Source organism: Actinomycetospora atypica (assembly GCF_042653685.1).
Lineage (GTDB): Bacteria > Actinomycetota > Actinomycetes > Mycobacteriales > Pseudonocardiaceae > Actinomycetospora > Actinomycetospora atypica.
This window is the reverse complement of the sequence record NZ_JBHSIV010000055.1, coordinates 1-26382: the sequence shown is the minus strand read 5'-3', so window position 1 is coordinate 26382 and position 26382 is coordinate 1. Positions and strand designations below refer to the sequence as shown.

27 protein-coding genes and 1 pseudogene are annotated in these 26382 nt (G+C 73.8%); 18 read left to right on the top strand and 10 right to left on the bottom strand.

Going from position 1 to position 26382, the window contains the following annotated elements; all coding sequences use genetic code 11:
- Together ACFPBZ_RS27870 and ACFPBZ_RS27865 are read left to right on the top strand one after the other, a co-directional pair.
- A pseudogene (locus ACFPBZ_RS27870) lies at positions 1-669 on the top strand (hypothetical protein); the annotation flags it as partial.
- A gap of 157 nt (positions 670-826) precedes the next feature.
- Positions 827-1837 carry a glycoside hydrolase family 6 protein gene (locus ACFPBZ_RS27865; RefSeq protein ID WP_378039375.1) on the top strand — a complete coding sequence of 337 codons (1011 nt, stop codon included), beginning with the start codon at positions 827-829 and terminating at the stop codon, positions 1835-1837.
- 47 nt (positions 1838-1884) lie between these two features.
- Here ACFPBZ_RS27865 and ACFPBZ_RS27860 read toward each other — a convergent pair whose 3' ends face one another.
- From ACFPBZ_RS27860 to ACFPBZ_RS27850, 3 genes are read right to left on the bottom strand one after another with little or no spacing between them, the layout of a single operon-like run.
- Entirely contained in the window at positions 1885-2742 is an 858-nt protein-coding gene (locus ACFPBZ_RS27860) for an NAD(P)-dependent oxidoreductase (RefSeq protein WP_378039374.1), read from the bottom strand.
- Positions 2743-2751: 9 nt separating this feature from the next.
- A complete protein-coding gene (locus ACFPBZ_RS27855; protein WP_378039373.1) occupies positions 2752-3324 on the bottom strand; it encodes a peroxidase-related enzyme in 573 nt (190 codons plus the stop codon).
- Between the two features lie 21 nt (positions 3325-3345).
- The gene (locus ACFPBZ_RS27850; RefSeq protein ID WP_378039372.1) at positions 3346-3795 is read right to left on the bottom strand and encodes a hypothetical protein; all 450 of its coding nucleotides are present in this window, start codon (positions 3793-3795) and stop codon (positions 3346-3348) included.
- Positions 3796-3994: 199 nt separating this feature from the next.
- On the opposite strand from ACFPBZ_RS27850, the gene ACFPBZ_RS27845 reads away from it, so the two are divergent.
- From ACFPBZ_RS27845 to ACFPBZ_RS27825, 5 genes are all read left to right on the top strand, one after another.
- Positions 3995-4327: a DUF3024 domain-containing protein gene (locus tag ACFPBZ_RS27845; protein WP_378039371.1), complete on the top strand. Its 333-nt coding sequence runs from the start codon at positions 3995-3997 to the stop codon at positions 4325-4327.
- The gene (locus ACFPBZ_RS27840; protein ID WP_378039370.1) at positions 4324-5004 is read left to right on the top strand and encodes an NUDIX hydrolase; all 681 of its coding nucleotides are present in this window, start codon (positions 4324-4326) and stop codon (positions 5002-5004) included. Before ACFPBZ_RS27845 ends, ACFPBZ_RS27840 begins: the two co-directional genes overlap by 4 nt.
- Positions 5005-5109: 105 nt before the next feature.
- Complete coding sequence (gene asnB, locus ACFPBZ_RS27835) at positions 5110-6669, top strand: asparagine synthase (glutamine-hydrolyzing) (protein ID WP_378039369.1); 1560 nt, start codon at positions 5110-5112, stop codon at positions 6667-6669.
- Between the two features lie 56 nt (positions 6670-6725).
- Entirely contained in the window at positions 6726-7556 is an 831-nt protein-coding gene (locus tag ACFPBZ_RS27830; protein WP_378039368.1) for an aldo/keto reductase, read from the top strand.
- Between the two features lie 86 nt (positions 7557-7642).
- Positions 7643-8245, top strand: a complete 603-nt coding sequence (locus ACFPBZ_RS27825; protein WP_378039367.1) for a TenA family protein — start codon at positions 7643-7645, stop codon at positions 8243-8245.
- Between the two features lie 27 nt (positions 8246-8272).
- Here ACFPBZ_RS27825 and ACFPBZ_RS27820 read toward each other — a convergent pair whose 3' ends face one another.
- The gene (locus ACFPBZ_RS27820) at positions 8273-8656 is read right to left on the bottom strand and encodes an HNH endonuclease (protein ID WP_378039366.1); all 384 of its coding nucleotides are present in this window, start codon (positions 8654-8656) and stop codon (positions 8273-8275) included.
- 96 nt (positions 8657-8752) lie between these two features.
- On the opposite strand from ACFPBZ_RS27820, the gene ACFPBZ_RS27815 reads away from it, so the two are divergent.
- The 4 genes from ACFPBZ_RS27815 to ACFPBZ_RS27800 all read left to right on the top strand — a co-directional run bounded on the left by ACFPBZ_RS27815 (position 8753) and on the right by ACFPBZ_RS27800 (position 12624).
- Entirely contained in the window at positions 8753-9022 is a 270-nt protein-coding gene (locus ACFPBZ_RS27815) for an FmdB family zinc ribbon protein (protein ID WP_378039365.1), read from the top strand.
- Positions 9023-9048: 26 nt separating this feature from the next.
- A complete protein-coding gene (gene fmdA, locus ACFPBZ_RS27810; protein WP_378039364.1) occupies positions 9049-10296 on the top strand; it encodes a formamidase in 1248 nt (415 codons plus the stop codon).
- A 129-nt stretch (positions 10297-10425) separates the two neighbouring features.
- Entirely contained in the window at positions 10426-10896 is a 471-nt protein-coding gene (locus tag ACFPBZ_RS27805; RefSeq protein ID WP_378039363.1) for a hypothetical protein, read from the top strand.
- Between the two features lie 99 nt (positions 10897-10995).
- Entirely contained in the window at positions 10996-12624 is a 1629-nt protein-coding gene (locus ACFPBZ_RS27800; protein WP_378039362.1) for a glycoside hydrolase family 13 protein, read from the top strand.
- A 72-nt stretch (positions 12625-12696) separates the two neighbouring features.
- Here ACFPBZ_RS27800 and ACFPBZ_RS27795 read toward each other — a convergent pair whose 3' ends face one another.
- Together ACFPBZ_RS27795 and ACFPBZ_RS27790 are read right to left on the bottom strand one after the other, a co-directional pair.
- Positions 12697-13959: a DUF4032 domain-containing protein gene (locus tag ACFPBZ_RS27795; RefSeq protein WP_378039361.1), complete on the bottom strand. Its 1263-nt coding sequence runs from the start codon at positions 13957-13959 to the stop codon at positions 12697-12699.
- On the bottom strand, positions 13956-15017 hold the full coding sequence (locus ACFPBZ_RS27790) for a LacI family DNA-binding transcriptional regulator (protein WP_378039360.1): 1062 nt from the start codon (positions 15015-15017) through the stop codon (positions 13956-13958). Before ACFPBZ_RS27790 ends, ACFPBZ_RS27795 begins: the two co-directional genes overlap by 4 nt.
- Before the next feature lie 195 nt (positions 15018-15212).
- Here ACFPBZ_RS27790 and ACFPBZ_RS27785 point away from each other — a divergent pair, with 195 nt between their 5' ends.
- Genes ACFPBZ_RS27785 through ACFPBZ_RS27770 form a run of 4 tightly spaced genes read left to right on the top strand, consistent with a single transcriptional unit; the run spans position 15213 to position 19562 of the window.
- Entirely contained in the window at positions 15213-16535 is a 1323-nt protein-coding gene (locus ACFPBZ_RS27785) for an extracellular solute-binding protein (protein ID WP_378039359.1), read from the top strand.
- The gene (locus ACFPBZ_RS27780; RefSeq protein ID WP_378039358.1) at positions 16532-17479 is read left to right on the top strand and encodes a carbohydrate ABC transporter permease; all 948 of its coding nucleotides are present in this window, start codon (positions 16532-16534) and stop codon (positions 17477-17479) included. The genes ACFPBZ_RS27785 and ACFPBZ_RS27780 overlap by 4 nt, the downstream gene beginning before the upstream one ends.
- A gap of 2 nt (positions 17480-17481) precedes the next feature.
- Positions 17482-18315 carry a carbohydrate ABC transporter permease gene (locus tag ACFPBZ_RS27775; protein ID WP_378039357.1) on the top strand — a complete coding sequence of 278 codons (834 nt, stop codon included), beginning with the start codon at positions 17482-17484 and terminating at the stop codon, positions 18313-18315.
- 2 nt (positions 18316-18317) lie between these two features.
- Entirely contained in the window at positions 18318-19562 is a 1245-nt protein-coding gene (locus ACFPBZ_RS27770; protein WP_378039356.1) for an ABC transporter ATP-binding protein, read from the top strand.
- A 22-nt stretch (positions 19563-19584) separates the two neighbouring features.
- Here the strand turns inward: ACFPBZ_RS27770 and ACFPBZ_RS27765 are convergent, their stop codons facing one another.
- The 3 genes from ACFPBZ_RS27765 to ACFPBZ_RS27755 form a co-directional block, all read right to left on the bottom strand.
- Positions 19585-20169 carry a hypothetical protein gene (locus ACFPBZ_RS27765; protein ID WP_378039355.1) on the bottom strand — a complete coding sequence of 195 codons (585 nt, stop codon included), beginning with the start codon at positions 20167-20169 and terminating at the stop codon, positions 19585-19587.
- Positions 20170-20361: 192 nt separating this feature from the next.
- Positions 20362-21357: a hypothetical protein gene (locus tag ACFPBZ_RS27760; RefSeq protein ID WP_378039354.1), complete on the bottom strand. Its 996-nt coding sequence runs from the start codon at positions 21355-21357 to the stop codon at positions 20362-20364.
- Positions 21354-22691, bottom strand: a complete 1338-nt coding sequence (locus tag ACFPBZ_RS27755) for a sodium:proton exchanger (protein WP_378039353.1) — start codon at positions 22689-22691, stop codon at positions 21354-21356. Before ACFPBZ_RS27755 ends, ACFPBZ_RS27760 begins: the two co-directional genes overlap by 4 nt.
- Positions 22692-22838: 147 nt before the next feature.
- Between ACFPBZ_RS27755 and ACFPBZ_RS27750 the strand changes: the two genes are divergently transcribed.
- Both ACFPBZ_RS27750 and ACFPBZ_RS27745 read left to right on the top strand, forming a co-directional pair.
- Entirely contained in the window at positions 22839-23819 is a 981-nt protein-coding gene (locus ACFPBZ_RS27750; RefSeq protein ID WP_378039352.1) for a serine hydrolase, read from the top strand.
- A 185-nt stretch (positions 23820-24004) separates the two neighbouring features.
- Positions 24005-24475: a BLUF domain-containing protein gene (locus ACFPBZ_RS27745; protein ID WP_378039351.1), complete on the top strand. Its 471-nt coding sequence runs from the start codon at positions 24005-24007 to the stop codon at positions 24473-24475.
- Between the two features lie 91 nt (positions 24476-24566).
- Here ACFPBZ_RS27745 and ACFPBZ_RS27740 read toward each other — a convergent pair whose 3' ends face one another.
- Entirely contained in the window at positions 24567-25019 is a 453-nt protein-coding gene (locus tag ACFPBZ_RS27740) for an STAS domain-containing protein (RefSeq protein ID WP_378039350.1), read from the bottom strand.
- A gap of 310 nt (positions 25020-25329) precedes the next feature.
- On the opposite strand from ACFPBZ_RS27740, the gene ACFPBZ_RS27735 reads away from it, so the two are divergent.
- On the top strand, positions 25330-26304 hold the full coding sequence (locus ACFPBZ_RS27735; RefSeq protein ID WP_378039349.1) for an AraC family transcriptional regulator: 975 nt from the start codon (positions 25330-25332) through the stop codon (positions 26302-26304).
- Positions 26305-26382: the final 78 nt, after the last annotated feature.

Here is a 26382-nt window from a genome sequence, read left to right as displayed (position 1 = left end):
CCGGGCCCGAAGCAGCGGCCCACGCCCGTGCCGCGCACCGGCGCGCCCCGGCCCGGCCCACAGCTGCCGGGGACCCAGGCACCGGGACCCCAGGCACCGGGAACCCAGACGCCGGGGACCCCGCCCCAGCCGGTCGAGCGTCCCGGCGCCGAGCCGGGCCGCCGGTCCGGGCCGCTGCGCCCCGCCCAGCCCGGCCAGCCCGCCCAGACCGGTCAGCCGGCCCAGCCCGACCCGGTGCGCCCCGCCGCGCGGGCCGACCAGCCCGCCGCCGGTGCCGCCCCCGAGGCGGGCGGTGAGCGCCGCAACGGCGTCCACCGCAACGAGGTCGCCCCGGTCGAGCGCCGGTCCCGGACGTCGGCCGACGGCCGGTCCGCGAACGGTGCCGGCGCCGACGGCCAGGCCGTCCCGGGGGCGGCCGGCCGCTCCGCCGGGGCCGTCAACGGGTCGGCCCCGGCCGACCAGCACACCGCAGTCTCACCGGGCGACGGCGACGATGCCGCCGCGAACGGGCACGCCGACGGACTGACGACGAGCGAGCGCTCGCTGCACGCGTCGACGGTCGCGGTGCGGGTCGTCGCGCTGGCCGCGGTCGCCCCTCCGGTCCCCGTGGGGGCCCAGCCCGCCGACCGGCGCCGCGCGCGCCAGCCGGAGCAGACGGAGGCGAGCTGACCTCCGTCCGCCGGATCGCGCGATCCGGCACGGGTCGGCGTGCGAACGTCCGGCCGCACCACCGGGGACCCGGGGGTGCGGGCGGATCACATCGGCACGGATGGGACTCTGAGGTTTGACCAGCGGGAACGAACGACACCGGGGGTGGCACGGCACGATGTCGGCACGACGGAGGCACATCGCCTCGTGGGCACTCGCGGCGGTCGCGGCACTGACGCTGTCCGGGTGCTCCGGCGGCGGGAGCACCGAGGAGCCGAAGGCACCCGAGACGATCGTCCCGGCGGCGGCCTCGGAGTTCTGGGTCGATCCGGCCTCGACGGCGGCGAAGCAGGTCCAGGAGTGGCGGGAGGCCGGCCGGATCGCCGACGCGGCCGAGCTCGAGAAGATCGCCCGCCAGCCGGTCGCCCGCTGGATCGGCGGTGACGGCAACACCTCCGACGAGGTCAAGGGCCTCGTCGGGCAGGCGAAGGCCGCCGGGCGCACCCCGGTGCTCGTCGCCTACAACATCCCCAACCGCGACTGCGGGCAGTACTCCCAGGGCGGGGCCGAGAACGACGGCGCCTACCGCGACTGGGTGGGCCAGTTCGCCGCCGGCATGGGCGGGACGAAGTCGATCGTCATCCTCGAGCCCGACGCCCTGCCGCAGACCCTGACCAAGTGCGAGGGCCAGGGCGAGCAGGAGGGCCGCGAGGCCCTGCTGGCCGACGCGGTCCGCACCCTGAAGCAGGCCGGCGGCGAGGTCTACATCGACGCCGGCAACGCGGGCTTCGTCACCGACACCGGCAAGCTGGCCGACGGCCTGCGCAAGTCCGGGGTCCAGCAGGCCGCGGGCTTCGCGCTCAACGTCTCGAACTTCCAGGACACCGAGGAGGTCGAGGCCTACGGCAAGGAGGTCTCCGACCAGCTCGGCGGCGCGAAATTCGTCATCGACACCAGCCGCAACGGCAACGGGGCCTACGACGGCCCCCAGCAGCCGACCTGGTGCAACCCGCCGGGCCGCGCCCTGGGCACCCCGCCGACCCGCAGCACCGGCGACCCCCGCGTGGCCGCGTTCCTGTGGGTCAAGGAGCCGGGCGACTCCGACGGCGACTGCCGCGGCGCCCCGAAGGCCGGCGACTGGATGCCGGACTACGCGCTAAGCCTGGCGAAGGCCGCGAAGACGTCCTGACGACCGCGCGACGGGCCCCGGGGGATCGATCCCCGGGGCCCTCGTCGTCAGCTGCCGTAGCCGTGCACCACGGCCGCCATGTCCTCGGCGCCGTGCCCGGCCGACGACGCCGCGGCCAGCCGGTCGGCGAGGGCGTCGGCGAGCGCGGTCGACGTGCCCGCCTCGGTCATGGCGTCGCGGACCAGGTTCATGTCCTTGATGACGCCGTCGAGCTCGAACGAGGGCGTGAAGTCGCCGTCGATCATGGCCTGGCCCTTGAGCTGCACGTAGGGCGAGTCGACCGCCTGGCCGTCGACCGCGGTGAGGAACTGCCGGGGGTCGAGCCCGAGGCCGCGGGCCAGGGCGATCGACTGCGCCGTCCCGTTGACCATCGTCCCGATCCAGGCGTTCACCGCGAGCTTGAGCTTGCTCGCGTCGCCGAGGGTCCCGCTCACCCACTGCGTGCGGCTGCCCATCGCGTCGAACGCCGGCTGCACCTTCTCCCGCAGGGCCTCCGGGCCCGAGGCGAGGACGACGAGCTTCCCGTTCTCCGCCGGCGCCTTCGTCCCGAGCACCGGGGCGTCGAGCACGTCGATCCCGTGCTCCTGCGCGAGCGCCGCGACCCGTCGGGTGCCCTCGACCCCGACCGTGCTCGCCTGGACCCACACCGCGTCGTCGCGCATCGACCCGGCGGCGTCGGCCATCACCGCGAGCACGGGCTCGACGTCGAAGAGCATCGTGACGACGACGTCGGCGCCGGCCACGGCCTCGGCGGCCGTGTCGGCGACGGTCGCGCCGTCGTCGGCGAGGGGCTTCGCCTTCTCCGGGCTCCGGTTCCAGACCGTGGTCGTGATGCCCTCGCGGAGCAGGCTGCGCGCCATCCCCGCGCCCATGATCCCGGTGCCGAGCACCGCTACTGATGTCATGCCGTGGGGTTACCCCTGCCGGCCCATCGTGAAGAACTCGGCATTGGGGCGCAGAGCGGTCAGATGGGCCAGCCGGTTCGACATCGCGAACAGCGCGGTGATCGCCCCGACGTCCCAGATCTCGTCGTCGGACAGGCCGGCCTCGCGGGCGGCGTCGACGTCGTCGTCGGTGAACGACGCCGAGTCGACCGCCAGCGTCAGGGCGAGGTCGACGATGGCGCGGTGCCGGCCGGAGAGCTCCGCGCCGTAGGGGTTGGTGCCGACGTGGTCGGCGAGCTCGGGGTCCTTGCTGCGCACCCGCAGGATCGCGCCGTGGGCGACGATGCAGTAGGTGCAGTGGTTGGCCCCCGAGGTCGCGACGACGACGAGCTCGCGCTCGGCCTTGGACAGTCCGTCGGAGCTGTCCATGAGGGCGTCGTGGTAGTCGAGGAACGCCCGGAGCTCGGCCGGCCGGCGACCGAGCGCGCGGAAGATGTTCGGGACGAACCCCGACTTCTCGGCGATCGCCCCGACCCGCTCACGCAGGTCGTCGGGGAGGTCGTCGAGCTCGACGGTGCCGAAGCGGGACACGGGGGTGGTCATGCGCCATGACTACCACCGGCCCTAGGCGGGTGGGCGGAACTCCACGTGGCACCGCGCGGAGGTGACGTCCTTGATGCGGGCCACCGCGGGCTGCGACTGCTGCTCGAGGCGGGCGAGCTCGGCGCGGTCGATCCGGTTGGGGTCGCCGCGGGTCGCGGCCAGGGAGGAGAGGGCCTGGTCGGTCAGCTGCTGGACGGTCCGCCACTCCCCGGCGAGCTCGGGCGGGGCCGACGCGACGAGGTCCCCGACCTGCCGGCGCGCCACCTCGCTCGCCGCCGGGACACCGCCCTGCCCGGCCTGCGGGGAGGTCTGCTCGGTCTGCACCCGCACCACGGTGTCGCAGTAGGGCTTCACGGCCGGGTCGACCGGCGGGGGGGTGGGGGCGGCGTCGGTGCCGGCGCCCCCGCAGCCGGCGAGCGTCAGCGTCAGGGCGGCACCCGCCACCGCGACCAGCAGCCTGCGCGATCCCATCGACGCTCCTCGTCGCTCGCCCGTCCCCGATCGTGCGCGATGGTCGCAGCCGAAGCGTGGGGGCCGAGCGCGGGGGCACTCCGGACCTGACCCGGACGGGAGTGCGACGGGGCCTCCCGCGCACGCGGGTCGTCATGCCACAGTGACCCCGGGCCCGCGAGGGGCGGCCACGACAGGAGAGGACGGTGCCGCGATGCACGTGACCGACGAACACCGCGCGATCGTCCGGCGCTGGTGCGCCGCGCGGGTGCCCGCGAGGCAACGCGACTCCCTGCAGATCGCCTACTCCGAGCGGGCGGGCCGCATCACGCTGTCCTGCCGGCGGGCCCCGACGTTCCCCGAGCTCGCCACCGAGTGGTCGACCGCGCCGATCGCCCAGCTCCGCTACGACGCGGCCGACCAGCGCTGGGTCCTGCTGTGGCCCGACTCGGGCGGCCGCTGGCACCGCTACCCCGACGAGACGAAGGCCTCGTCGCCGGCTCCGCTGCTCGACATCGTCGACGCGGACCCCACCGGCATCTTCTGGGGGTGACCGGGGCGAGCGGAGCGACGGGGGGCGGGACCGGCCGCCCCGAGATCGCCGCCCGCGTCCGCGCCTTCTCCGCGTCGTCCCGGCGGGGGGTCGACCCGGCCTCCCTGCCCGAGGTCCGCGGCCGGGACGGAGCCCTGCGGGCACCGCGGCGCGCGGCGGTGGCGGTCGTCGTGCTCGACGACCCGCGGCGCGGTCCCGGTGTCCTGCTCACGCGGCGCACGTCGAAGCTCCGCGACCACCCCGGCCAGTTCGCGCTGCCCGGCGGGTCGGTCGACCCGGGGGAGGACGACGTCACCGCGGCGCGCCGGGAGCTGGCGGAGGAGCTCGGCCTCGAGCTGGACCCCGACGCGGTCGTGGGCCTGCTCGACGACTACCCGACGCGCTCGGGCTTCGTCATCACCCCCGTCGTCATGACGACGACCGCCCCGCTCGACGACCTCGTCCCCTCGCCGGACGAGGTCGCCCGGCTCTACCACGTGACGCTGGACGAGCTCGACGTCGAGCCCTACTACCTCGACATCCCCGAGTCCGATCGCCCGGTGGTGCAGCTGCCGATCGTCGGGCACCGGGTGCACGCGCCGACGGCGGCGGTGCTCCTGCAGTTCCGCGAGGTGGCGCTGCACGACCGCGCCACGCGCGTCGACGGGCTGGAGCAGCCCGTGTTCGCCTGGCGCTGACGTCCTCGATCGTTAAGGCCGCGTGACGCGCGCCCCGAACCGGTGCACGGCCCCATCCGGCGTGGTTGTCTGGATCTGCCCCCCACGAAGGAAGCGTGAGCGCCTGTGTGCGGAATCGTCGCTGCGTACGGTGACATCGACCCGGACAAGTGCGAGCGCATGCTCGCCCGAATCCACCATCGCGGCCCCGACGACTCGGGGCGGGTGCAGCTCGAGTCCGCGTGGCTGGGCCACCAGCGTCTCTCGATCATGGACGTGACCGGCGGCAAGCAGCCGATCGCGGACGAGACCGACTCCGCCTACGTCGTCGGCAACGGCGAGATCTACAACCACGAGGACATCCGCGAGGCCCTCTCCGAGGTGCGCTTCGCGACCGACTCGGACACCGAGTCGGCCTTCCGGCTCGTCCTGCGCGACGGCTCGGCGGCGCTGCACGAGCTGCGCGGCATGTACGCGCTCGCCATGGCCCACCACGACGGCCACGGCGTCGTCGCCCGCGACCCGATCGGCATCAAGCCGCTCTACTGGGCGCGGCTCGAGAACGTCACGCTGTTCGCGAGCGAGCTGCGGGCCTTCGACGTCGAGGACCAGCCGATGGTCGAGGCGTTCCCGCCCGGCTACGTCTGGACCCCGGGTCTGCCCGGGACCAACGTCGCCGACGGGTCGATGGTGAAGTTCGCCGACGCGGTGCCGGTGCAGGTGCGCCCGGCGCGCTACGCCCCGGACAAGGACTGGGACGAGGCCACGCTCTCGCACGTGCGGACGGTGCTCACCGACTCCGTGCGCCGGCACATGATGTCCGACGTCCCGGTCGGGGTGTTCCTCTCCGGCGGCCTCGATTCCGCGATCGTCGCCGCGGTCGCGGCGAAGGTCGCGGCGGAGAAGGGCGAGAAGCTGCCCACCTTCGCCGTCGGCACCGAGCACAGCGCCGACCTGCTGGCCGCGCGGGCGGTCGCCGAGTACCTCGGCACCGACCACCACGAGATCGTGCCCACCGCCGACGACCTCGAGCAGGCCCTCGACGAGGCCGTCACGGTGATCGAGCACTTCGACCCGGCGCTGGTGCGCTCCGCGGTGCCGAACCTGCTGCTGGCCCGCGAGGCGGTGAAGCACGTCAAGGTCGTGCTCACCGGCGAGGGGGCCGACGAGCTGTTCGCCGGTTACTCCTACGTCCACACCGACCCGGCGTTCGCCACCCCGGACGCCCTGCAGGCCGAGCTGGTGCGCTCCATCGAGACCCTGCACGAGCTCAACCTGCAGCGCTGCGACCGCACGACCATGAACTACGGCCTCGAGGCCCGCGTGCCGTTCCTCGACGCCACGGTCATGGAGGAGATGCTCGCCATCCCCGCCGAGTGGAAGCTCATGGGCGAGGGCCGCACCGAGAAGCAGCTCCTGCGCGAGGCGTTCCAGGACATGGTCCTCGACGACATCCTCTGGCGCGGCAAGGAGCAGTTCGGCGACGGCTCCGGCGCGGGCGAGGTGCTCGCCGGGCTCGTCGAGAAGGAGAAGGCCAAGGAGGACGCACAGGGGGCCGAGCCCCCCGTCGTCGAGAACGGCTGGGACCTGCGCAGCGACGAGGAGATCGCGTACTACCGCACCTGGTACCGCAGCTTCTCGGGCGTGCGGCCCGACCGGACCCTGGGCGCGTTCGCCACGGCGTAGTCGCGGGACCCGGGTGCGTCGGTTGAGGCTTCGACGGACCCGGGTACTCCCGGGCCATGAGCAACGTTCCCGGCATCGAGCTGAACAGCGGCCACACCATCCCCCAGCTCGGGTTCGGTGTGTTCCAGATCGACCCGTCGGAGACGGCCGAGAAGGTCGGCAAGGCGCTGGAGATCGGCTACCGCCACATCGACACCGCGCAGATGTACGGCAACGAGGCCGAGGTCGGCGAGGGCATCCGCCAGTCGGGCGTCGGGCGCGACGAGCTGTTCGTCACGACGAAGTGCAACAACTCGAACCACGGCCGGCTCGACTCGCAGAAGGCCCTCGACGAGAGCCTCGAGAAGCTCGGCCTCGACTACGTGGACCTCTACCTCATCCACTGGCCGCTGCCCGGCAAGGACCTCTACGTCGACACCTGGAAGGGCTTCGAGGAGGCCCTCAAGGACGGCAAGGTCCGCTCGATCGGCGTCTCGAACTTCCAGACCCACCACCTCGACCGGCTCGCGGAGGAGACCGACACGGTCCCCGCGGTCAACCAGATCGAGCTGCACCCGCACATGCAGCAGATGGCGCTGCGCTCCTACGACGAGCGCCACGGCATCGCCACCGAGGCGTGGAGCCCGATCGGCCAGGGCAAGGGCGTCATCGACGAGCCCGTCATCGAGGGCATCGCGAAGAAGCACGACAAGAGCGGCGCCCAGGTGACGCTGCGCTGGCACGTCCAGCTCGGCAACATCGTCTTCCCGAAGTCCGTGACCGAGTCGCGGATCCAGGAGAACTTCGACATCTTCGACTTCGAGCTCAGCGACGAGGAGATGGGATCGATCGCCGAGCTGGAGAAGGCCGAGCGCCTGGGGCCCGACCCCGACAAGTTCGACCGCTGACCACCCGTCCGGTGTCAGCGATGGCACATCGCTGACACCGGACGTCAGTCAGGCGCCATCCCCACCCGGCCGGGACACTCGTCGTCGTGATCTCCAGCAACGACCTCCGCGCCGCGCACACCGCGACGTGGGACGCCGCCGTCGGGCACCGCTTCGTCGACGAGCTGTGGGCCGGCACGGTCGACGACGCGGTCATGGCCCGCTACCTCGCCCAGGACGCGCTCTTCCTCGACGCGTTCGTGGCCCTGCTCGGCGCCGCGGTGGCCACCGTCGACGCCCCCGGGCCGCGCCTGGTCCACGCCCGCCAGCTGGGGCTCGTCGCGGGGGACGAGGACGACTACTTCGCCCGCGCCCTCGCCCGCCTCGGCGTCCCCGAGCCCGCCGAGCCCCTCGCCGCCACCACCGGCTTCCTCGCCCTGATGGACGCGGCCCGCGCCTCGGGCGACTACCCGACGATCGTCACGGTCCTGCTGGTCGCCGAGTGGCTCTACCTCGACTGGGCGTCCCGCGACGCCGACGCCCCGTCCGACTGGCTGCACGCCGAGTGGATCGAGCTCCACCGCGGACCGGCCTTCAGCGCCTGGGTCGGGTTCCTGCGCGACGAGGCCGACCGGGTGGGCCCGGACGGCGCCGCGTTCGCCCGCGCCGTCGAACTCGAGGCCGCCTTCTTCGACGCCGCGTACGGCTGAGACCCCGCCCCGGCCTCGTCGGGACGCTCAGGCGGCCTCGTCGAGGCGCTTGGCCAGGCGCCGGCGCTGGGCGTCGAGGTGCGGGCGGGCCCGCCGCTGGCCGCCGCGCACCCGGATGGCCTCGGCGAGGTCGTCGAGCACCCGGGCCAACCGCTCGACGTCGGGGGTCCACCCGCGCCGCTCGCACTCCTCGAGCCAGTCCACCGCGCCCCGGTGCCCGCGCGCGCCGTTGCACCGCCGGCACGCCGCGACCTCGTTCTCCAGCCACGACGGGCCGCCCTGGACCCGCGGGATCACGTGGTCGGTCGTCGCCACCACGCGGTCGTCGAGCGGGCGCGCGCACCACAGACAGGTCGCCCCGTCTCGGGTGTGTGCGGCGGCGAGTCGCTCCGCACGGCCGGGTTGTCGCATCGATCTCCAGGATGCCCCGCCGGGCGCATGATCGCCCTTCCGCGACGGGCCCCGGTACGCCATTGTCGGACCGGTACCCCGAGGAGGTGAGCGGCAGTGCCCACCTACGTGTTCCGCTGCCCGTCCTGCGGCGACTTCGAGGCGTTCCGGACGATGGCCGCGGTCGGCCCGGGCGCCCCGTGCCCGGAGTGCGACCGCGACGCCCCGCGCCGCATGACGGCCCCCGGCCTGAACACCGGCGGTCCCTCGCACGCCGCCGTCGCCGCCCACGAGCGCTCGGCGCACGCCCCCGGCGTCGTCACCGCCCCGCCGTCGGCCCCGGCGCGCCCGGCCGACCCCCGGCACGCCCGTCTGCCCCGCCCGTAGCCCGTCCCCGACCCGAGGAGCCCCCCGTGCCCGACGTCGTCTTCGGAGTCGACCAGTCCAAGCCGTTCCGCGAGCAGGAGATCGTCGGGCACAACCGCTGGCACCCCGACATCCCCGCGGTCGCCACCGTGCGTCCCGGCGACAGCTTCCGGGTGGAGTCGAAGGAGTGGTTCGACGGCACGATCGTCAACACCGACGACGCGAACGACGTCCGCGACTGCGACCTCTCGATGGTCCACCAGCTCTCCGGCCCGTTCGCGGTGCAGGGCGCGGAGCCCGGGGACCTGCTGGTGGTCGACATCCTCGACGTCGGGCCGGTGCCCCAGGAGGTCGGTCCCGTCGCCGGCCAGGGCTGGGGCTACACGGGACTCTTCTCCCGGAGCAACGGCGGCGGCTTCCTCACCGACTGGTTCCCCGGCGCCTACAAGGCCATCTGGGACTTCACCGGCCAGAAGGCGACGAGCCGGCACGTCCCCGGCGTCGAGTTCACCGGGTTGATCCACCCCGGGCTGATGGGCACCGCCCCGAGCGCGTCGCTGCTGCAGACCTGGAACGCCCGCGAGGCCGCCCTCATCGCCACCGACCCCGACCGCGTGCCGCCGCTCGCGCTGCCGCCGGAGCCGCACAACGCCGTGCTCGGCAGCCTGACGGGCGCCGACTACGAGCGGGCGGCCGCCGAGGCGTGCCGCACCGCCCCGCCGCGCGACAACGGCGGCAACCAGGACATCAAGAACCTGTCCAAGGGCAGCCGGATCTTCTACCCGGTGTTCGTCGACGGGGCGAACCTCTCCCTGGGCGACCTGCACTTCTCCCAGGGCGACGGCGAGATCACCTTCTGCGGCGCGATCGAGATGGGCGGGTACATCGACCTCCACGTCGACGTCATCAAGGGCGGCATGGAGACCTACGGCGTCACCACCAACCCGATCTTCATGCCGGGCAACGTCGAGCCGCGCTACTCGGAGTTCCTGACCTTCGTCGGCTTCTCGGTCGACCCGCGCACCGGCGAGCAGCACTACCTCGACACCACGCTCGCGTACCAGAACGCCTGCCTCAACGCGATCGAGTACTTCTCGAAGTTCGGGTGGACGAAGGAGCAGGTCTACCTGCTGCTGGGGGCCGCCCCGGTGGAGGGACGGATGTCCGGGGTGGTCGACGTGCCCAACTCGTGCGCCACCCTCTACGTCCCCACGGCGATCTTCGACATCGACGTCCGCCCGTCCTCCGCCGGGCCCACGGTGGTCGACCGCGGGCAGTGCGCGGTCGCCGACTGAGCCTCCGCGCGATCGGCCCGCGCCCGGAGGGGTGCGGGCCGATCGCCGAGCCGGCCTCGGCAGACGGAGCGCGGTTGGGTGTAGACGGCGGAGTGTGTCCGCGTCGGCAGGCACCTAGCGTCGGGCCCGATGACCGACACCAGCACCACCACGCGTTCCACCACCCGCGATGCGACCAACCAGATGATGGCCGAGGCCGCCCGACGCATGCTGCCCGTGATCGCGGGGCGCGTCCTCGCCGCGGTGACCGACCGCGCGGTCGAGGGCATCGAGGGGCTGGCCCACCGGCTCGACGACCTCGGGGCGCCCTCCGACGAGGCCGACGCGCCCGCCCCCCGGGAGTCCGGCAGCGGCGGCGGCATGAGCACCGTCCTGTCGTTCGTCGTCGAGCAGGTCCGCACCGCCCTGCAGCTCCTGGCCCGCCTCGTGGCGCAGGCCGCCGAGATGCTGCGCCGCGCCACCGCCCGGCTGCGCGCCCGCCAGGCGCCCGAGGGGATCGACGAGGCCCCCGCGCCGGAGGAGATCACCGCGCCGGAGGACCTCGAGGACGAGGACGACTTCGAGGACGCCGACGAGGAGCGCGAGCGCGTCGGGGTCTAGGCGTCCTGGGTCCGGGCGTCCGGGGTCTGGACGCCGGGGCTCGTCGGGATCGGGCATCGTGGGCGGCGAGCCCGCCCCCCGACCCGAGGAGCCCGCACGGTGACCGAGTCCCCCTGGTGGCGCGATGCCGTCATCTACCAGGTCTACATCCGCAGCTTCGCCGACGCCGACGGCGACGGGATCGGTGACCTGGCGGGGCTGCGCGAGAAGCTGCCCCACCTGCGCGACCTCGGTGTCGACGCCCTGTGGATCAACCCCTGGTACGCCTCGCCGCAGGTCGACGCGGGCTACGACGTGGCCGACTACCGGGCGATCGAGCCCGCCTACGGCTCGCTGGCCGACGCGGAGAAGCTGATCGCGGAGGCCCACGAGCACGGGCTGCGCGTCGTCCCCGACCTCGTGCCCAACCACCTCTCGTCCGACCACGCCTGGTTCGCCGCGGCGCTCGCCGCCGACCCGGGCTCCCCGGAGCGCGACCGCTTCGTCTTCCGGGCCGGCCGCGGTCCCGACGGCGCGGAGCCGCCGAACAACTGGCTCTCACACTTCGGGGGCCCGGCGTGGACCCGGGTCCCGGACGGGAGCTGGTACCTGCACCTGTTCGCCCCCGGCCAGCCCGACGTGAACTGGGAGAACCCCGAGGTCGCCGCCGAGTTCGAGTCGGTGCTGCGGTTCTGGTTCGACCGCGGGGTCGACGGGTTCCGCATCGACGTCGCCCACGGCCTCGTCAAGGACCCGGCCCTGCCCGACCTCGCCGACCCGACCGACTTCATCGGGCTCACCACCGGCCCGGGCGAGCACCCCTACGTCGACCGCGACGGGGTGCAGGACATCTACGAGTCGTGGCGCCGGATCGCCGACGAGTACTCCGGCGCCCGGATGTTCGTCGCCGAGGCCTGGACGCCCAGCCCCGACCGGCTCGCCCGCTACGTGCAGGCCGGGCGCCTGCACACGGCGTTCAACTTCGACTTCCTCGTGGCCCCGTGGGAGCCCGCGGCCCTGCGCGACGCCGTCGACACCACCACGGGCTACCTGCACGCGGTCGGCGCGCCCGCCACCTGGGTGCTGGAGAACCACGACGTCGTGCGCGCCCCGAGCCGCTACGGCCGCCCGCCGACCTCCCGGCACGGCAACGCCACGTTCGACCCCGCCGACCCGGTGGACGTCGGGCTCGGCGTCCGGCGGGCTCGCGCCGCGTTCCTGCTCTACGCGGCCCTCCCCGGCGGGCTGTACGTCTACCAGGGCCAGGAGCTCGGGCTGCCGCAGGTCGACGACATCCCCGACGACGCCCTGCAGGACCCCACCTGGGAGCGCTCCGGGCACACCGACCGCGGGCGCGACGGCTGCCGGGTGCCGATCCCGTGGACCGCGGGCGGCACGAACTTCGGGTTCTCCCCCGAGGGCGCGTCGGCCCCGTGGCTGCCCCAGCCGGCCTGGTTCGCCGACCACGCGGCCGACGTGGAGGAGGGCGACCCCGCGTCGGTCCTCGAGCTGGTGCGGGCCGCGCTCGCGATCCGGCGCCGGGAGGACGCCCTCGGCGACGGCGACCTCGCCTGGGAGTCGGCACCCGGCGACGAGGTCCTCGCGTTCACCCGCGGGCCCGGCTTCCGGTGCGTGGTGAACCTGTCCGCGGAGCCGGTGGCGGCGCAGGGCGAGGTGCTGCTCTCGAGCGCCCCCCTTCCCGACGATCGCCGGCTGCCGCCCGACACCGCGGTGTGGCTGCGGGCGTAGGGGACCCCCTGCCGGAGCGAGCGGCACTCCCGCTGCTTCTCCGTGAGCGGGAGTGCCGTTCGCTCCACGGGGTCAGGGGCCGTCGGGCGGGACGACCGGCAGGTCGTGGCGGGTGTCGGCGACCAGGGCGCGCGCCGCGGAGTCGGTCGGCGCCCGCTCGGCGAGCTCGGTGAGGGCCTGCGCGGTCCCCACGTCGTGCCCGGCCGCCTCGGAGAGCAGCCAGCGCACCTCGAGCAGGTCGCACCAGGCCTGCACCGCGGTGCCGACGTGGTCGACCGCGGCGTGCGCCCGGCGCATCCCCGGGGTGAGGACGTCGTGCAGCCAGCTCGGCGCGGCCTCGCCCTCGGAGACCGCCCGCCCCTGCTCGCGGGCGAGGGCGCCGCGGTGGGCCTGCAGGTCGCCCAGCAGCACCCGGGCCTGCCCCTCCCCGACGTCGAGGCCGGTGAGCTCCCGCAGCCGCTGCGCGTGGAAGCGCCGGTCGCCGACCCCCACGCGCAGCCGCACCTCCCCGCCCGTGACCGGCGCGAGGGACACCTCGTCGACGACGAACCCCAGCTCCTCGAGGTCCCGCACGGTCGACTCGACGCGGTAGCGGTCGGAGAACGCGAACTGCGGCTCGGCGTGCAGGGCGTCCCACAACGCCTGGTAGCGCTCCGGGACGCCGAGGGCCTCCTCGATGAGCCGGGGCTCGATGTCGGGCGGCCGTCCCAGCGAGGCGGCGACGTCGACGAGCCCGGACGCCACGTTCTCGACGAGGATGTCGAGGTCCATCCGTCGCTGCCCGTCCGACAGCGAGGGGTGGATCTCGGCGGTCTCGGCGTCGACGAGGTGGGCCTGCAGGGCCTGGCCGTCGCGGGTGAACAGCGTGTTGGCGAGCGAGCAGTCGCCCCAGAACACCCCGTGGCGGTGCAGCTCGACGAGCAGGCCGGCCATGGCGTCGAGCAGCCGTGCGCGGTGCGTGGCCCGGTCGGGGGGCAGGCGCGCGAACAGGCGCCGGTACTGCCACGAGCCGACGAGGAACCGCGTGACCAGCAGCGAGCGGTCGTCGGGCTCCGACTGCACGACGACGCCCGCGGCCCGCACCGTCGGCAGGGCCATCGCCTCCATACGGCGCAGCGCCTCGTACTCCTTGCGTGCCAGCCGCACGGGGAGCTCCTTGACCGCCCACAGCGTGCCGTCGGCGACGACGAAGCGGACCAGGTGGCGGCTGGGGCCGACGTCGAGTGCGCGCAGGGGCGTCGTCGCGGGGTCCCAGTCGGCGAGCGGGGTCTCCCACGGCAGCGCCAGCAGCTGCGGGCCGGGCGAGCGCAGCCGCAGGTCGACCCCGGCGGTCATCGCGCCCCCACCCCGGTCGGCGGGGCCGTGGTGCCCCGCAGGACGAGCCGGGTGGGCAGCACCTCGGAGGGCACGTCGGCCGGGCCGCGCCCGTCGAGCAGCGCGCGCACCATCCGGCCCGCCGCGGTGCCCTGCTCGCGGACGGGCTGCGCCACCGTCGTCAGGTCGAGCACCTCGGCGACCGGGTGGTCGTCCACCCCGATCACCGAGACGTCCCCGCCCACCCGCAGGCCGGCCCGGCGCAGGGTCCGCACGGCCCCGGCGGCGATCTCGTCGGAGTAGGCGAACACCGCGGTGGGCGGGTGCCGGAGCCCGAGCAGCCGCCCCATCCCGTCGGCGCCGCCCGGGCCGCCGAACTCGACCCGGACCAGGAGGTCGTCGTCGGGGGCGAGGCCCACGTCAGCGAGGGCGTCGCGGTAGGCGGCCGAGCGCCGCTCGGGGCCGCGGTCGGCGGGGTCGTGCGCGGCGAGCATCGCGATGCGGCGGTGGCCGAGGTGCACCAGGTGGTCGACCGCCTGCCGGCCCGCCCGGTGGTCGTCGACGGTGACCGACGGGAAGGGCTCGCGCGCGCCGCCGACCGACACCACGTGGACCCCGAGGACCCGCAGCCGTTCCTGCTCGGCCTCGTCGACCTCGAACCCGACCACCACGGCCGCGTCCACCCGCCGCCGGGCCGGCAGGTGCTCGAAGAAGGCCCGCCGGTCGTCCACGTCCCCGACGAGGAAGAGCAGCAGGTCGACGTCCGCGCCCCGCAGACCCGCCTCGAGCCCCTCGAGCACCGTGCCGAAGAACCAGCGCGACAGGTGGGGGACCACCACGGCGACCCGGGCGCGCGAGGCGCCGCCCGCGAGGCGGGAGGCCTCGGGGGACGCGACGTAGTGGAGGTCGGCGGCGGCGGCGAGCACGCGGTCGCGCGTCGAGGCCGCGACCTGCGGGTGGTTGCTCAGCGCCCGTGAGGCCGTCGACGCGGAGACGCCGGCCAGGCGTGCGACGTCGTCGAGGCCGGCCCGTCGCCCGGGGCCGCCCCGCGGCGTCTCTCCCGACGGGTCGTGGGCCACGTCACTCACCATAGAGCGTCCGCAAGCGCTTCCATCGCTCTACGACGTTCGGCCGCGTGCCGTGGTCCTCCCCGTGCTCTGAGTGACGGATGTGGCCGCTCGAGCTTTATGCACCCTTGACTTAGGAGACCTGGGTCACCAAGGTCACACCGCAAGCGCTTCCACGCGACACGGCGAACGACTGGGGGAACGACGATGCGCCTCCGACGACGGGGGCGGGGACCGTCCGGGGCGGGCCTGCCCGCCCTGGCGCTCACGGTGCTCGCCTCGCTCGCCCTCCTCGCGGGGTGTGCGAGCGGACCGGCGGGTCCCCCGACCCTGACCTGGTACATCAACCCCGACGACGGCGGCCAGGCCGAGATCGCGAAGCGCTGCACCGACGCCGCGGGCGGGAGGTACTCGATCGCGATCTCCACGCTGCCGCGGGAGTCCTCCGACCAGCGCCAGGAGCTCGTCCGGCGCCTCGCGGCGAACGACTCGTCGATCGACATCATCAGCCTCGACCCGCCCTACATCCCGGAGTTCGCCGAGGCCGGCTTCCTCGCCCCGGTGCCGCCGGGCGTGGCCGCCCGGGTCACCGAGGGCGTCGTCCCGTCGGCCATCGAGGGCGCGTCCTGGCAGGGCAACCTCGTCACGGTGCCGTTCTGGGCCAACACCCAGCTCCTCTGGTACCGCAAGTCGCTCGTCGCCGACATGGGCCTCGACCTCTCGAAGCCCGTCACGTGGGACCAGATCATCGACGCGGCGTCCGCGAAGGGCACGAAGGTCGCGGCCCAGGGCCGGCGCGCCGAGTCGCTCATGGTGTGGGCCAACGCGCTCGTCCGCTCCGGCGGCGGACAGATCGTCCTCAACCAGGCGGAGTCGAACCCCGACCTCATCCAGCTCGGGCTCACCCAGCCGCCCGCGGTCGACGCGGCCCGGATCATGCGCAAGCTCGCCACCTCGCCCGCGGCGGTGCCCGGCTTCTCCACCAGCGACGAGGACTCGAACTCCGAGTCGTTCCAGAGCGGCGACGCGGCCTTCATGGTCAACTGGCCGTTCGTCTGGTCGAAGGTGACCAAGGCCGCGGAGGAGGGCACCGTCGGCGCCGACGTCCCGAACGACTACGGCGCCGCCCTGTTCCCGCAGATGCGCCCCGACCTGCCGTCGGCCCCGCCCTACGGCGGGATCAACCTCGGCGTCGGCGCGTTCTCCGAGCACCCCGACCTCGCCTACGCGGCGACGGAGTGCATCACCAACGCCGCGAACGGCGCCTACTACTTCGCGACCAACGGCAACCCGTCGGCGCGCGTCGCCAGCTACTCCGACCCGGAGGTGCTCGCGAAGTACCCGATGGCCCCGGTGATCCTCCAGTCGCTGACCCAGGCGAAGCCGCGGCCGCAGACCGCGTACTACGCCGAGGTCTCGGCCGGCCTGCAGCGGGCCTTCCACCCGCCGGAGGCGATCAACCCCGGTCCCACCAACCAGGCGGCCCAGGACCTCATCCTCGCCGTGCTCCGGAAGGAGGCGCTGCTGTGACCACCACCGTGGATCGTCCGACCGACACGGCACCGAGCCCGAAGCACGCGGCGAGCGACAAGTCCCGGTCCGAGGCCCGCCTCGCCTGGATGCTCGCCGGCCCGGCGTTCGCGGTGATGCTGCTGGTCACCGCCTACCCGATCCTGCAGGCGATCTACGAGTCGCTGTTCGACTACCGGCTCACCGACCCGGCGAACCGCTCGTTCACCGGGCTGAGCAACTACGGCGTGATCCTCACCGACCCGGTGTGGTGGGACGCCTTCGGCGTCACCGTGCTGATCACGGTGGTGACGGTCGCGGTGGAGCTCGTGCTCGGGTTCGCCCTGGCCCTGGTGATGATCCAGGCGCTCAAGGCCCTCCGGCCGATCCTGCGCGCCGCGATCCTCATCCCCTACGCCGTGATCACCGTGGTCTCCGCGTTCGCGTGGCAGTTCGCGTTCTCGCTCGACTCGGGCTTCGTCAACAACTGGTTCTCGTTCCTCGGGCTCGCCCCCGACACCGACTGGTTCGGCAGCCCCGGCTCGGCGATCTTCGTCATCTGCCTCGCCGAGATCTGGAAGACGACGCCGTTCATCTCCCTGCTCCTGCTCGCGGGCCTCGCCCAGGTCCCCGACGTGCTGCAGGAGGCCGCGAAGGTCGACGGCGCCACCTGGACCCAGCGGATGTTCAAGGTGACCATCCCGAACATGAAGGCGGCCATCATGGTCGCCCTGCTGTTCCGCACCCTCGACGCCTTCCGGGTCTTCGACTCGGTCTTCGTCATGACCGCCGGGGCGAACGGCACCGAGGTGCTCTCGTTCCTGGCCTACCGGCAGACGATCGCGCGCCTGGAGATCGGGCTCGGGTCGGCGGTGTCGGTGCTGCTGTTCATCTCGGTGGTCCTGATCTGCGGCCTGTTCATCAAGGGCTTCAAGGTCGACCTGTCCCAGGCGCGAGGGGAGTGAGCATGTCCACCAAGGAGAAGGTCGGCTGGGGGATCGGCGGCCTGCTGATCGTCGTGTACTGCCTGTTCCCCATCGCCTGGATCGTCTCGCTGTCGTTCAAGTCCTCCTCGGACATGACCGGCGGCGGGTTCCTGCCGACCGAGGCCACCGGCGAGAACTACCAGCAGATCCTCACCGGCGACGCCGCGGAGCTGTTCCTGCCGGCGCTGCGGAACTCGTTCGGGATCTGCCTGATCGCCACCGCGGTCGCGTGCCTGCTCGCCATGTTCGCGGCCTACGCGATCGCCCGGCTCGACTTCCGGGGCAAGCGGCTCATCCTGTCGACCGCGCTCGCCGTCGCGATCTTCCCGGTGATCTCGATCGTCACGCCGCTGTTCAACCTGTGGCGCGAGATCGGGCTCTACGACACCTGGCTCGGGCTGATCCTGCCCTACCTCTCGCTGACGCTGCCGATCTCGATCTGGACGCTGTCGGCGTTCTTCCGCGAGATCCCGTGGGAGATGGAGCAGGCCGCGCAGGTCGACGGGGCCACCCCGTGGCAGGCGTTCCGCAAGGTCATCGTCCCGCTGGCCGCGCCCGGCGTGTTCACCACCGCGATCATCGCGTTCTTCCTCGCCTGGAACGACTTCGTCTACGGCATCTCGCTGACCTCGACGAGCGCCTCGCGCCCGGTGCCCGCCGCGCTGGGCCTGTTCACCGGGGCCTCGCAGTTCGAGTCGCCGACCGGACCGATCGCGGCCGCCGCCGTGCTCGTGACGATCCCGGTGGTCGTCCTCGTGCTGATCTTCCAACGGCGCATCGTCGCCGGCCTGACCAACGGCGCCGTGAAGGGATAGAGATGGCCGCGATCGAGATGAGCCACATCGTCAAGCGCTACGGCGACGGCTTCCCCGCCGTGAACGACGTGTCGCTGGACATCGCCGACGGGGAGTTCATGATCCTGGTCGGCCCGTCGGGCTGCGGGAAGTCCACGCTGCTGCGGATGATCGTCGGGCTGGAGGACATCACCTCCGGCGACATGGTCATCGGCGGGAAGCGGGTCAACGACAAGGCCCCGCGCGACCGGAACCTGTCGATGGTGTTCCAGAACTACGCGCTCTACCCGCACCTGTCGGTCTACGAGAACATCGCCTTCCCGCTGCGGCTGGCAAAGGTTCCCGACGACGAGGTGCGCCGCAAGGTCGAGGAGTCGGCCTCCGTCCTCGAGCTGCACGAGCACCTGCAGCGCAAGCCGGCCAACCTCTCCGGCGGTCAGCGCCAGCGCGTGGCGATGGGCCGGGCGATCGTGCGCGAGGCCGACGCGTTCCTCTTCGACGAGCCGCTGTCGAACCTCGACGCCAAGCTGCGCGGCCAGATGCGGGCCGAGATCGCCCGCCTGCAGCGTCGCCTCGGCATCACGACCGTCTACGTCACGCACGACCAGACCGAGGCCATGACCCTCGGCGACCGCGTCTGCGTGCTCAAGAAGGGCGTGATCCAGCAGGTCGCCGCGCCGCGCGAGCTTTACGAACAGCCCGCCAACCTGTTCGTCGCGGGCTTCATCGGCTCGCCGCCGATGAACTTCCTGCCGGCATCGGCGAAGGGCGGCGCGCTCGACACGCCGTTCGGGACGATCCAGCTCGACGGCGACCGGGCGGCGAAGGTCGGCGACCGCGACCTCGTGCTGGTCGGGGCGCGCCCGGAGGCGTTCGAGGACGCGAAGCTGGTCGACGAGGCCCTGCTCGGTCACGGCACGCGCTTCACCGCGCAGGTCGACGTCACGGAGTGGCTCGGCGACTCGCAGTACGCCTACCTGCCCTTCGAGTCCTCGGACGCGGCCGCGGCGAGGCTCAAGGAGCTCGCCCAGGAGCTCGACGGCGACCAGCTCCGCACCCAGGCGATCGTCAAGATCGACTCGGCGTCGCGCATCCGCGAGGGCGGCGAGTCGGAGTTCTGGTTCGACACGCGGAAGATCCACGTGTTCGACCCGCAGAGCGGCGAGAACCTCACGCGCGACGTGGAGGCCGGCGCCGAGCTCACCCGCCAGGCGGGCGAGGACCGCCGGGCGCAGGTGGAGCGGGCGCGGGCGAAGGCGTCCGCCTAGCGGTCCCGACGACGGGCGCCCGTCAGCCGAGGAGGGGGAGCGCGCACGCCAGGAGGGCGGCGAGGCCGACGACGACGCCGACCACCGCCACCCGGCGGCCCTCCCGCTCCCGGCCGACGCCGAGGGCGGCGCACCCGGTGCCGAGCAGCGCCAGCCCGAGGACGACCAGCAGCGCGAGGCGGGAGTCGCCGAGCCGCCCGACCAGGGGCAGGACGGCGGCGGGCACGGCCGCGGCCAGGCCGGCGCCGACCAGGGCGACGCCGGAGAGGACGAGGCCCAGCAGCCCCGGCGTGCCCCCGGTGCCCGGGCCGTTCGCCAGGCCCGCCCGTGACACGAGGTCGGTGACGGCCTCCTCGGCGACCGACGGGTCGGCCCGGCGGGCCACGGGTGCCGGACGCGGGGCCGGGACCTCGGGGCGTACCGGACGCGAGGCCGCCTCCCGGGCCGCCTCGACCCGCGCGACCGAGCGCGGGGAGGGGCGGTCCCGCCCGTGGCGGGCCGGGCGGTCGGCGGTCCGGCCGTCGGAGGCGCTCGTGTCGGGGCCGCGGTGCCGTCCCGCGGAGGGTGCCTCGGTGCCGCTCGCCGGACCCGGGCGGGCGACCTGCACGGGCACCCGAGACGGACGGGGGGCGGGTCGGGACGGCATGCGGGGGCGTTCCCTCCAGGGGCGGCGGCCGGACCTCCGGAGATCGACGGTCGTGCCCGAGGTGTTACCCGCACGTGACGGGCCGGCGGCCGGGCGTGTGCCGGTCCGGACGTCCGGTGTCAGCGACGTGCCACCGCGGACACCGGCGCCGAGCTAGCGGTCGGCCGGGTGCATCCGGTGCCAGGCCATCGCGAGCTGGGTCGCGATCGGCGTGATCACCGACGGCTCGTTCCAGTAGAAGGGATGGGCCAGCGGGGTCCAGCCGAGCCACCAGGGCGCGACCTGGGCGGCCCGGTCCTCGGTGACGGCCTTCTCGTACGCGGCGTTGAGGGGCTTCAGGGGTGACGCGACCACGTCGTCGGGGTCCCAGACGTTGACCCACTCGCCGTGCACGCGCGGCTGGTGCTCGGCGAGCGCGGGGGCTGGCACGGTGACGGGGAGGCCGAAGTCGGAGTGGCGCTGGGCGAACAGGGCGAGCGGCGAGCCCAGGGTGTAGAGCCAGGCGAGCGTCTCGCCGCGCTCGAGCGGGGTGTCGCCGAGCTCCGCGGCGACGTCCGGGGCGACCCCGGCGGTGCGGGACGGGTGCAGCCCGTGCTCGGCCTGCTGGTCGTAGATGTAGTCGCTCGCCACGATGCTCCCCAACGAGTGGGCGAGCACGCAGACCGGGGCGTCGTCGCCCGCCTCGGTGGCGAGCTCGTGCATCGTGCGGGCGAGGACCTTGTGCACCCCGTCGTAGAGCGTCCGGTCGACGGGCCCGGCCTGGTAGCTGATGGCGTCGCCGAGGTAGTGGACGATCAGCCAGCGCAGGGTGGGGAAGTGGAAGCCGGGGCTGCCGGGCAGGCTGCGGATCAGGCCCGTGGCCACGAGCCCGAGCAGCGCGGCCACCGACCCGCGGTCGGCCGCGCCGCCGAGGCCGTCGAGCACGTTGAACACCCGCTCCGCGCGCGCCCCGCCCATGTGGCGCAGGAGCTTGTCCTGCCGGTCCGCGTAGACCGTGGCCCAGAGCGCCGTCCTCACGACGAGGGCCTCGTCCGGATCGACGCCCGCGATGCGGCCGAACTCCTTCTTGAGCAGGGCGATCGAGGTGTCGGCGAACCGGTCGTCGGCGATCTCGACCCCGTGCACGTACATGACCGCGAGTCGGGTCACGCCTTCTCCTCGACCATCTGGGAGTACGGGGTGCGCAAGCCGTCGCGGAAGAGGGCGACCAGGGCCTGGCGCTGCCGCACGAACAGCACGACCGCGAGCACGAGGTAGACCCCCGAGAGGATCAGCAGCTCCATCTCCTGCAGCGCCGTGGGCAGCAGCGCGGCGAGCAGGAACTGGGCGGCGAACAGGCCGAACAGCGCCAGCGCCCCCTTCACGTTGATCGAGAGCGTGACGAGCAGCGCCACCGCGAACAGCGACTGGGCGGCGGTGAGCAGCAGCTCCTCGCGCTGGTCGACGTCGATCGGGAGGCCGTTGAACGAGCCGGCCGCAAGGGCGAACACCAGGGGGAGCGTCCCCACCAGCAGCGACCACTGGTTGACCTTCGACGACACGAGCGTTGCGAGGGCGTCGGTGGTCTTCAGCCGCCAGGCGTAGAGGCCGGCGACGAGCAGCTCGGGCGCCTCGGAGGCGAGCGGCGCGAGCCACTGGACGAGGAAGAACTGGCTGATGCCGAGTTCGGTCCCGGTCTGGACGAGCGAGTCGGCGAAGTGCTCGGCGCACAGCAGGATGATCGCGGCGGCCACCACGAACAGGCCGATGTACCAGCCGCGGCGCTTGCCGGCGTCCATCTCGCCGATCCACGCCGACGGGCCGATGAGGTCGGGGTCCTCGGCGGGCGCCCGGGCCACCCGGATGCTGTAGGCGACGAAGATCCCGACGAGCACCACCATGTCGACGAACGTGATGCTCACCCGCAGCGGGAGGGTCAGCGAGTAGAGGGTGGCGAGCAGCAGGAAGGCCAGCGGGACCGAGTCGGTGCGCGACAGGGTGACCCGGGTCGAGTGCCCCTCCTCGTGCGTCGTCCCGCCGTCGCCGCCGCTGCCCTGGTTCGCGCCGCCGCGGCTCAGCCGGAAGGCGGCGATCAGCACCACCAGGGCCCAGCCGATGCCGACGAGGATCCGGTTGGCGCCCGTCATGTTGGCCAGGGCCAGGCCGCAGGGCGACTGCTCCATGGAGCCCGGCGGCAGGCAGGTCGGCCCGTACTGGGCGTAGGCCTCGCCGCCCTGGATCGTGAACACGAAGTCGACCGCGTACTCGGGGAGCACCGCCACGAGGGCGAGCAGCGCGATCGCGAGGCCGGCGGAGATGTCGACCTGGGCCGCCTCCGCCGCCCACGAGAGCAGGAACGCGGCTCCCACGATGGCCAGGCCGTAGAGGAGGGCGTCGACGGGCGGGGAGATCTCGAGACCCGCGACGCGCAGGACGATGCCGGGCACGGCGAGGGCGACCGCTCCCGCCACGATCAGGGGCGAGCGGGAGCTGGACTCGGACATGTCGGTCTCCGTACCCGACTCACGACTCCCACACGCGCCGAGACGGCCGCGGATCCGCGCGTCGTCGCACGACTCACGGTGTCCGGTTCGTCACGAGAGGCCCACCTGCCGCCGTCCGGCCGATCGGGGGCGGGCATCATCGGTGCCGTGACGCGCGCAGCCGGACGACGCGCCGCACCCCGCCCGCCGCGGCGCGGGGTGCTCCGGCCCTCCCGTACCCCGGGCTACCGCCGGTCGTCCCGCGCGGCGGTGCTCGTCGCCGCCCTCGTCGTGCTCGTGGTCGGCGGGCCGCTGCTGGTGCCGCTGCTCGACCCGGCGGTGGAGACCGAGCAGGTGGCCCCCGCCCCGACCCCGGTCGCGGCGCCCGCGACCGAGGACGCCGCGCCCGTCCCCGTCGTCGAGACGTCGCCGGTGCAGGCCGCGGTGGAGGCGGCCGACGCCACCGTGACCCGGCGCGGCGCGGACGTCGGCATCGCGGTGCTCGACCGCCGCACCGGCGCGCTCGCCACCAACGACGACGCGACCGACACGATGAACTCGGCGTCGCTGTCCAAGCTGCTCACCGCGATCGACGTCCTCGACCGGGGCGCGGGCGGCACCGTCCGGGTCGGTGACGCCGACCGGCGGCTGGTCCGGGCGGCCCTCGGGCCGAGCGACGACCCGTCGATGAACGCGCTGTGGTCGCGCTTCGGCGGCCAGGCCGGCATCACCCGGGTCTCCGAGCGCCTCGGCCTGCAGGACACCGAGGTCCCCGACGACCCGTCCCAGTGGGGCGAGGTGCAGCTCTCCGCCCGCGACATGACGACGGTGGTCCGCCACGTGCTGGAGGGGATGCGCCCGGACGACCGCGACCTCGTCCTCGGGGCGATGGCGGCGGCCCCGGTCACCGCGGCCGACGGGTTCGACCAGGGCTTCGGGCTGTTCGACCCGGCCACCCGCGGGCGGGCGGCCGCGAAGCAGGGATGGCTCTGCTGCCTGCGCAACAGCATCGACCTGCACAGCGCCGGCACCCTCGACGCCGACGGGCGCTACGTGGTCGCCGTCCTGTCCAACCAGCCCTTCGGCTACGCGGCGGCCCGGTCGGTGCTCGACGACGCGGTCGGGGCGCTGCGGGGCGTGCTGGCCTAGTTCCCGCGCCCGCGGAGAGCCTGCGCGGACGCGCGGCCCCGGGCTGGTGGAGCGCGAGCCTCGGCCGCCACCCGGCCCTCGGCGTGTGGCCGCGCCCGGACCCGGGCACTCCCGCGCTTCCGACGGGTGGCGTCCGGACGTCCGGTGGACCGAGCGTCCCGCGCGCAGTGAAGGAGTACGACGACGTGACCGACACGACCGCGGACCTCGGGACGCAGGTGTTCCGCCTGGTGTACCGCAGCCACACGACGATGAGCAGCGAGAACCGGCCCGCGGAGATCCAGGAGATCTTCGAGGTCTCGCAGAGCAAGAACCACCATCTCGGACTCAGCGGAGCCCTGCTCGTCTGGCAGGACACCTTCGTCCAGGTACTCGAGGGCGACGAGACGAGGGTGCGCGACCTGTACGCCACCATCGCGTCCGACCCGCGACACGAGCAGGTGGAGACGCTCGACGAGAGCGTGGTCTCCGCGCGCGCCTTCGGCCGGTGGGCGATGGCGCACGTGTCCGACGCCGAGGGCGCCGACCTGCCCGCGTCGCGCGGGGCGGAGGCGACCGACGCCCCGCACGCCACCCCGCGGCTCGAGGACCGGCGGGAGGCGATGCTCCTCGATCTCATGCGGGAGTACGCCAACCCGGACATCAAGCCGCTCTAGCCGGTTCCCGACCTGGTTCGGGCACTTCGGGTAGTCGGGCACGTCGCTGACATCCGGTGTCAGCGACGTGCCATCGCTGGCGCCGCCCGCGTCACCCGATGCCGGGCCGCGATCTCCCCGTCCCGGCGACGCGTCCCGCCGGACGCCACAGCGCGGCGTCGAGGGTGGGGTAGACCTCGAACAGGGACTCGTCGCCGAACACGGCCCGGGCCACCTCGTGGGCGTCCGGGTCGCGGACGACGCGGAGGTCGACGTCGGCGTCGCCCGCCTCGTAGGCGAGGTGGCGGAGCGCGCCGGAGGCGGCGCGGGGTTCGACGGCGCGGACGGCGGTGAGGTCGACCACCAGCGGGTGCGCCGAGCGGGCCAGCAGAGCGCTGAACTCGCGGAGGAGCTCGGCCGCGCCCGCCGCGTCGAGGGTGGGGCCGGTGCTGATCACCCGGGCACCGGTCGGCGAGTCGGTGACCGACACCGTCGGTCGGGCGGGCCCCGACCCGGGGTCGTCGCCGGAGGGACGCTGGTCCAGCTGGTCGTCGTCGATGTCCATCACACGGGCCTTCGCGCGACCGGCCCCGAGGGGTTTCCCCGAACGCGCCGCACGGTCCGGTCGAGCTCCGGTGCCCGACGCCGGCACCTCGTCGTCACCACGGTCTCGTGCCACTCGCCGGCCACGGCTCGCTCTCCCACGTCGGCGGGAGCCGACGTGGACTCCCGCTCTCCTGCTCACTGGACGACGAGATGTCTACCGAGCGCGGCGAGGGGCGGTCCATCCGCGCACGGCAACCCCGGACCGTCCGGCGACGGGTCGGTCCGCGACGGGGCCGGACGAGCCGTCCGGGCTGCGTATGCTCGTCCGGGTGGCAGTCGGACCTGCGCATTTCTTCTCGTTCTGCGGGCAGGACCTCGACGGCGCGAAGGCGGCGGTGGGACAGGACTTCTATCCGACCTCGAGGGAACTCGTCGACCGCGGGGCGAGCTACGACTACCGCTTCGACGGCGTCGTCCTCGGCGCGCTGGCGGTGGGCGTGGCCCACATCAGCTCGGGCCTCGAGATCGGGATGCCCGACCTGGAGGACAGCTACTACGTGAACTACTCCGCCTCGGGCTCGATGCACGCCCGTCATCGCCGGCGCGCGGTGGAGGTCACGCCGGGGCACGGGGCGGTGTACCACCCCGTCGGTCCCGTGGCCATGACCACCAGCGACGGGTACGGCTCGTACGCCGTGCGCGTCGACCGGCGTGCCGTCAACGAGGCGCTCGAGGAGCAGCTCGGACACCCGGTGCCGCCCGACCCCGAGCTGGACCCGCACCTCGACCTGCGCAGCGGCGCCGGGCGGCGCTGGGACCGGCTGGTGCGGCTCCTGTGCGACGAGGCCCGCACGACGCCGAGCGTGCTGTCGCACCCGATGATCGCCGCGCCGCTGCACGACGCCGTGGTCACCGGTCTCGTCCACGCCACCGAGCACCGGTGGCGGGATGCGCTGGCGCGTCCGTCACGGTGCTGGAGCTGGACGCCGGTCCGACGCGCCGTCGACGTGATCCGTGACGACCCGGCGCTGCCGTTCACCCCGGCCGGACTCGCCCGGCTCGCCGGCGCGTCGACCCGCACCCTGCACGACGGCTTCCGGCGCCATCTCGACACCACCCCGATGGCCTACCTCCGGCTCGTCCGGCTCCAGCGCGCCCACGCGGAGCTGCGTCTCGCGGAGCCGGGCGGGACCACCGTGGCGGAGGTCGCGCACCGTTCGGGCTTCAGCCACGTCAGCAGGTTCTCCGAGGCCTACCGACGGGTCTACGGACGTGCCCCGTCGGCGACCCTGCGGCATCGCTGATCCGGACCCCTGAGGTCCCTGGCCGGGCCGCCGCCGGTCCTGCTCATGGTGTCGTGGATACCGGGGGTAGGACGGGTG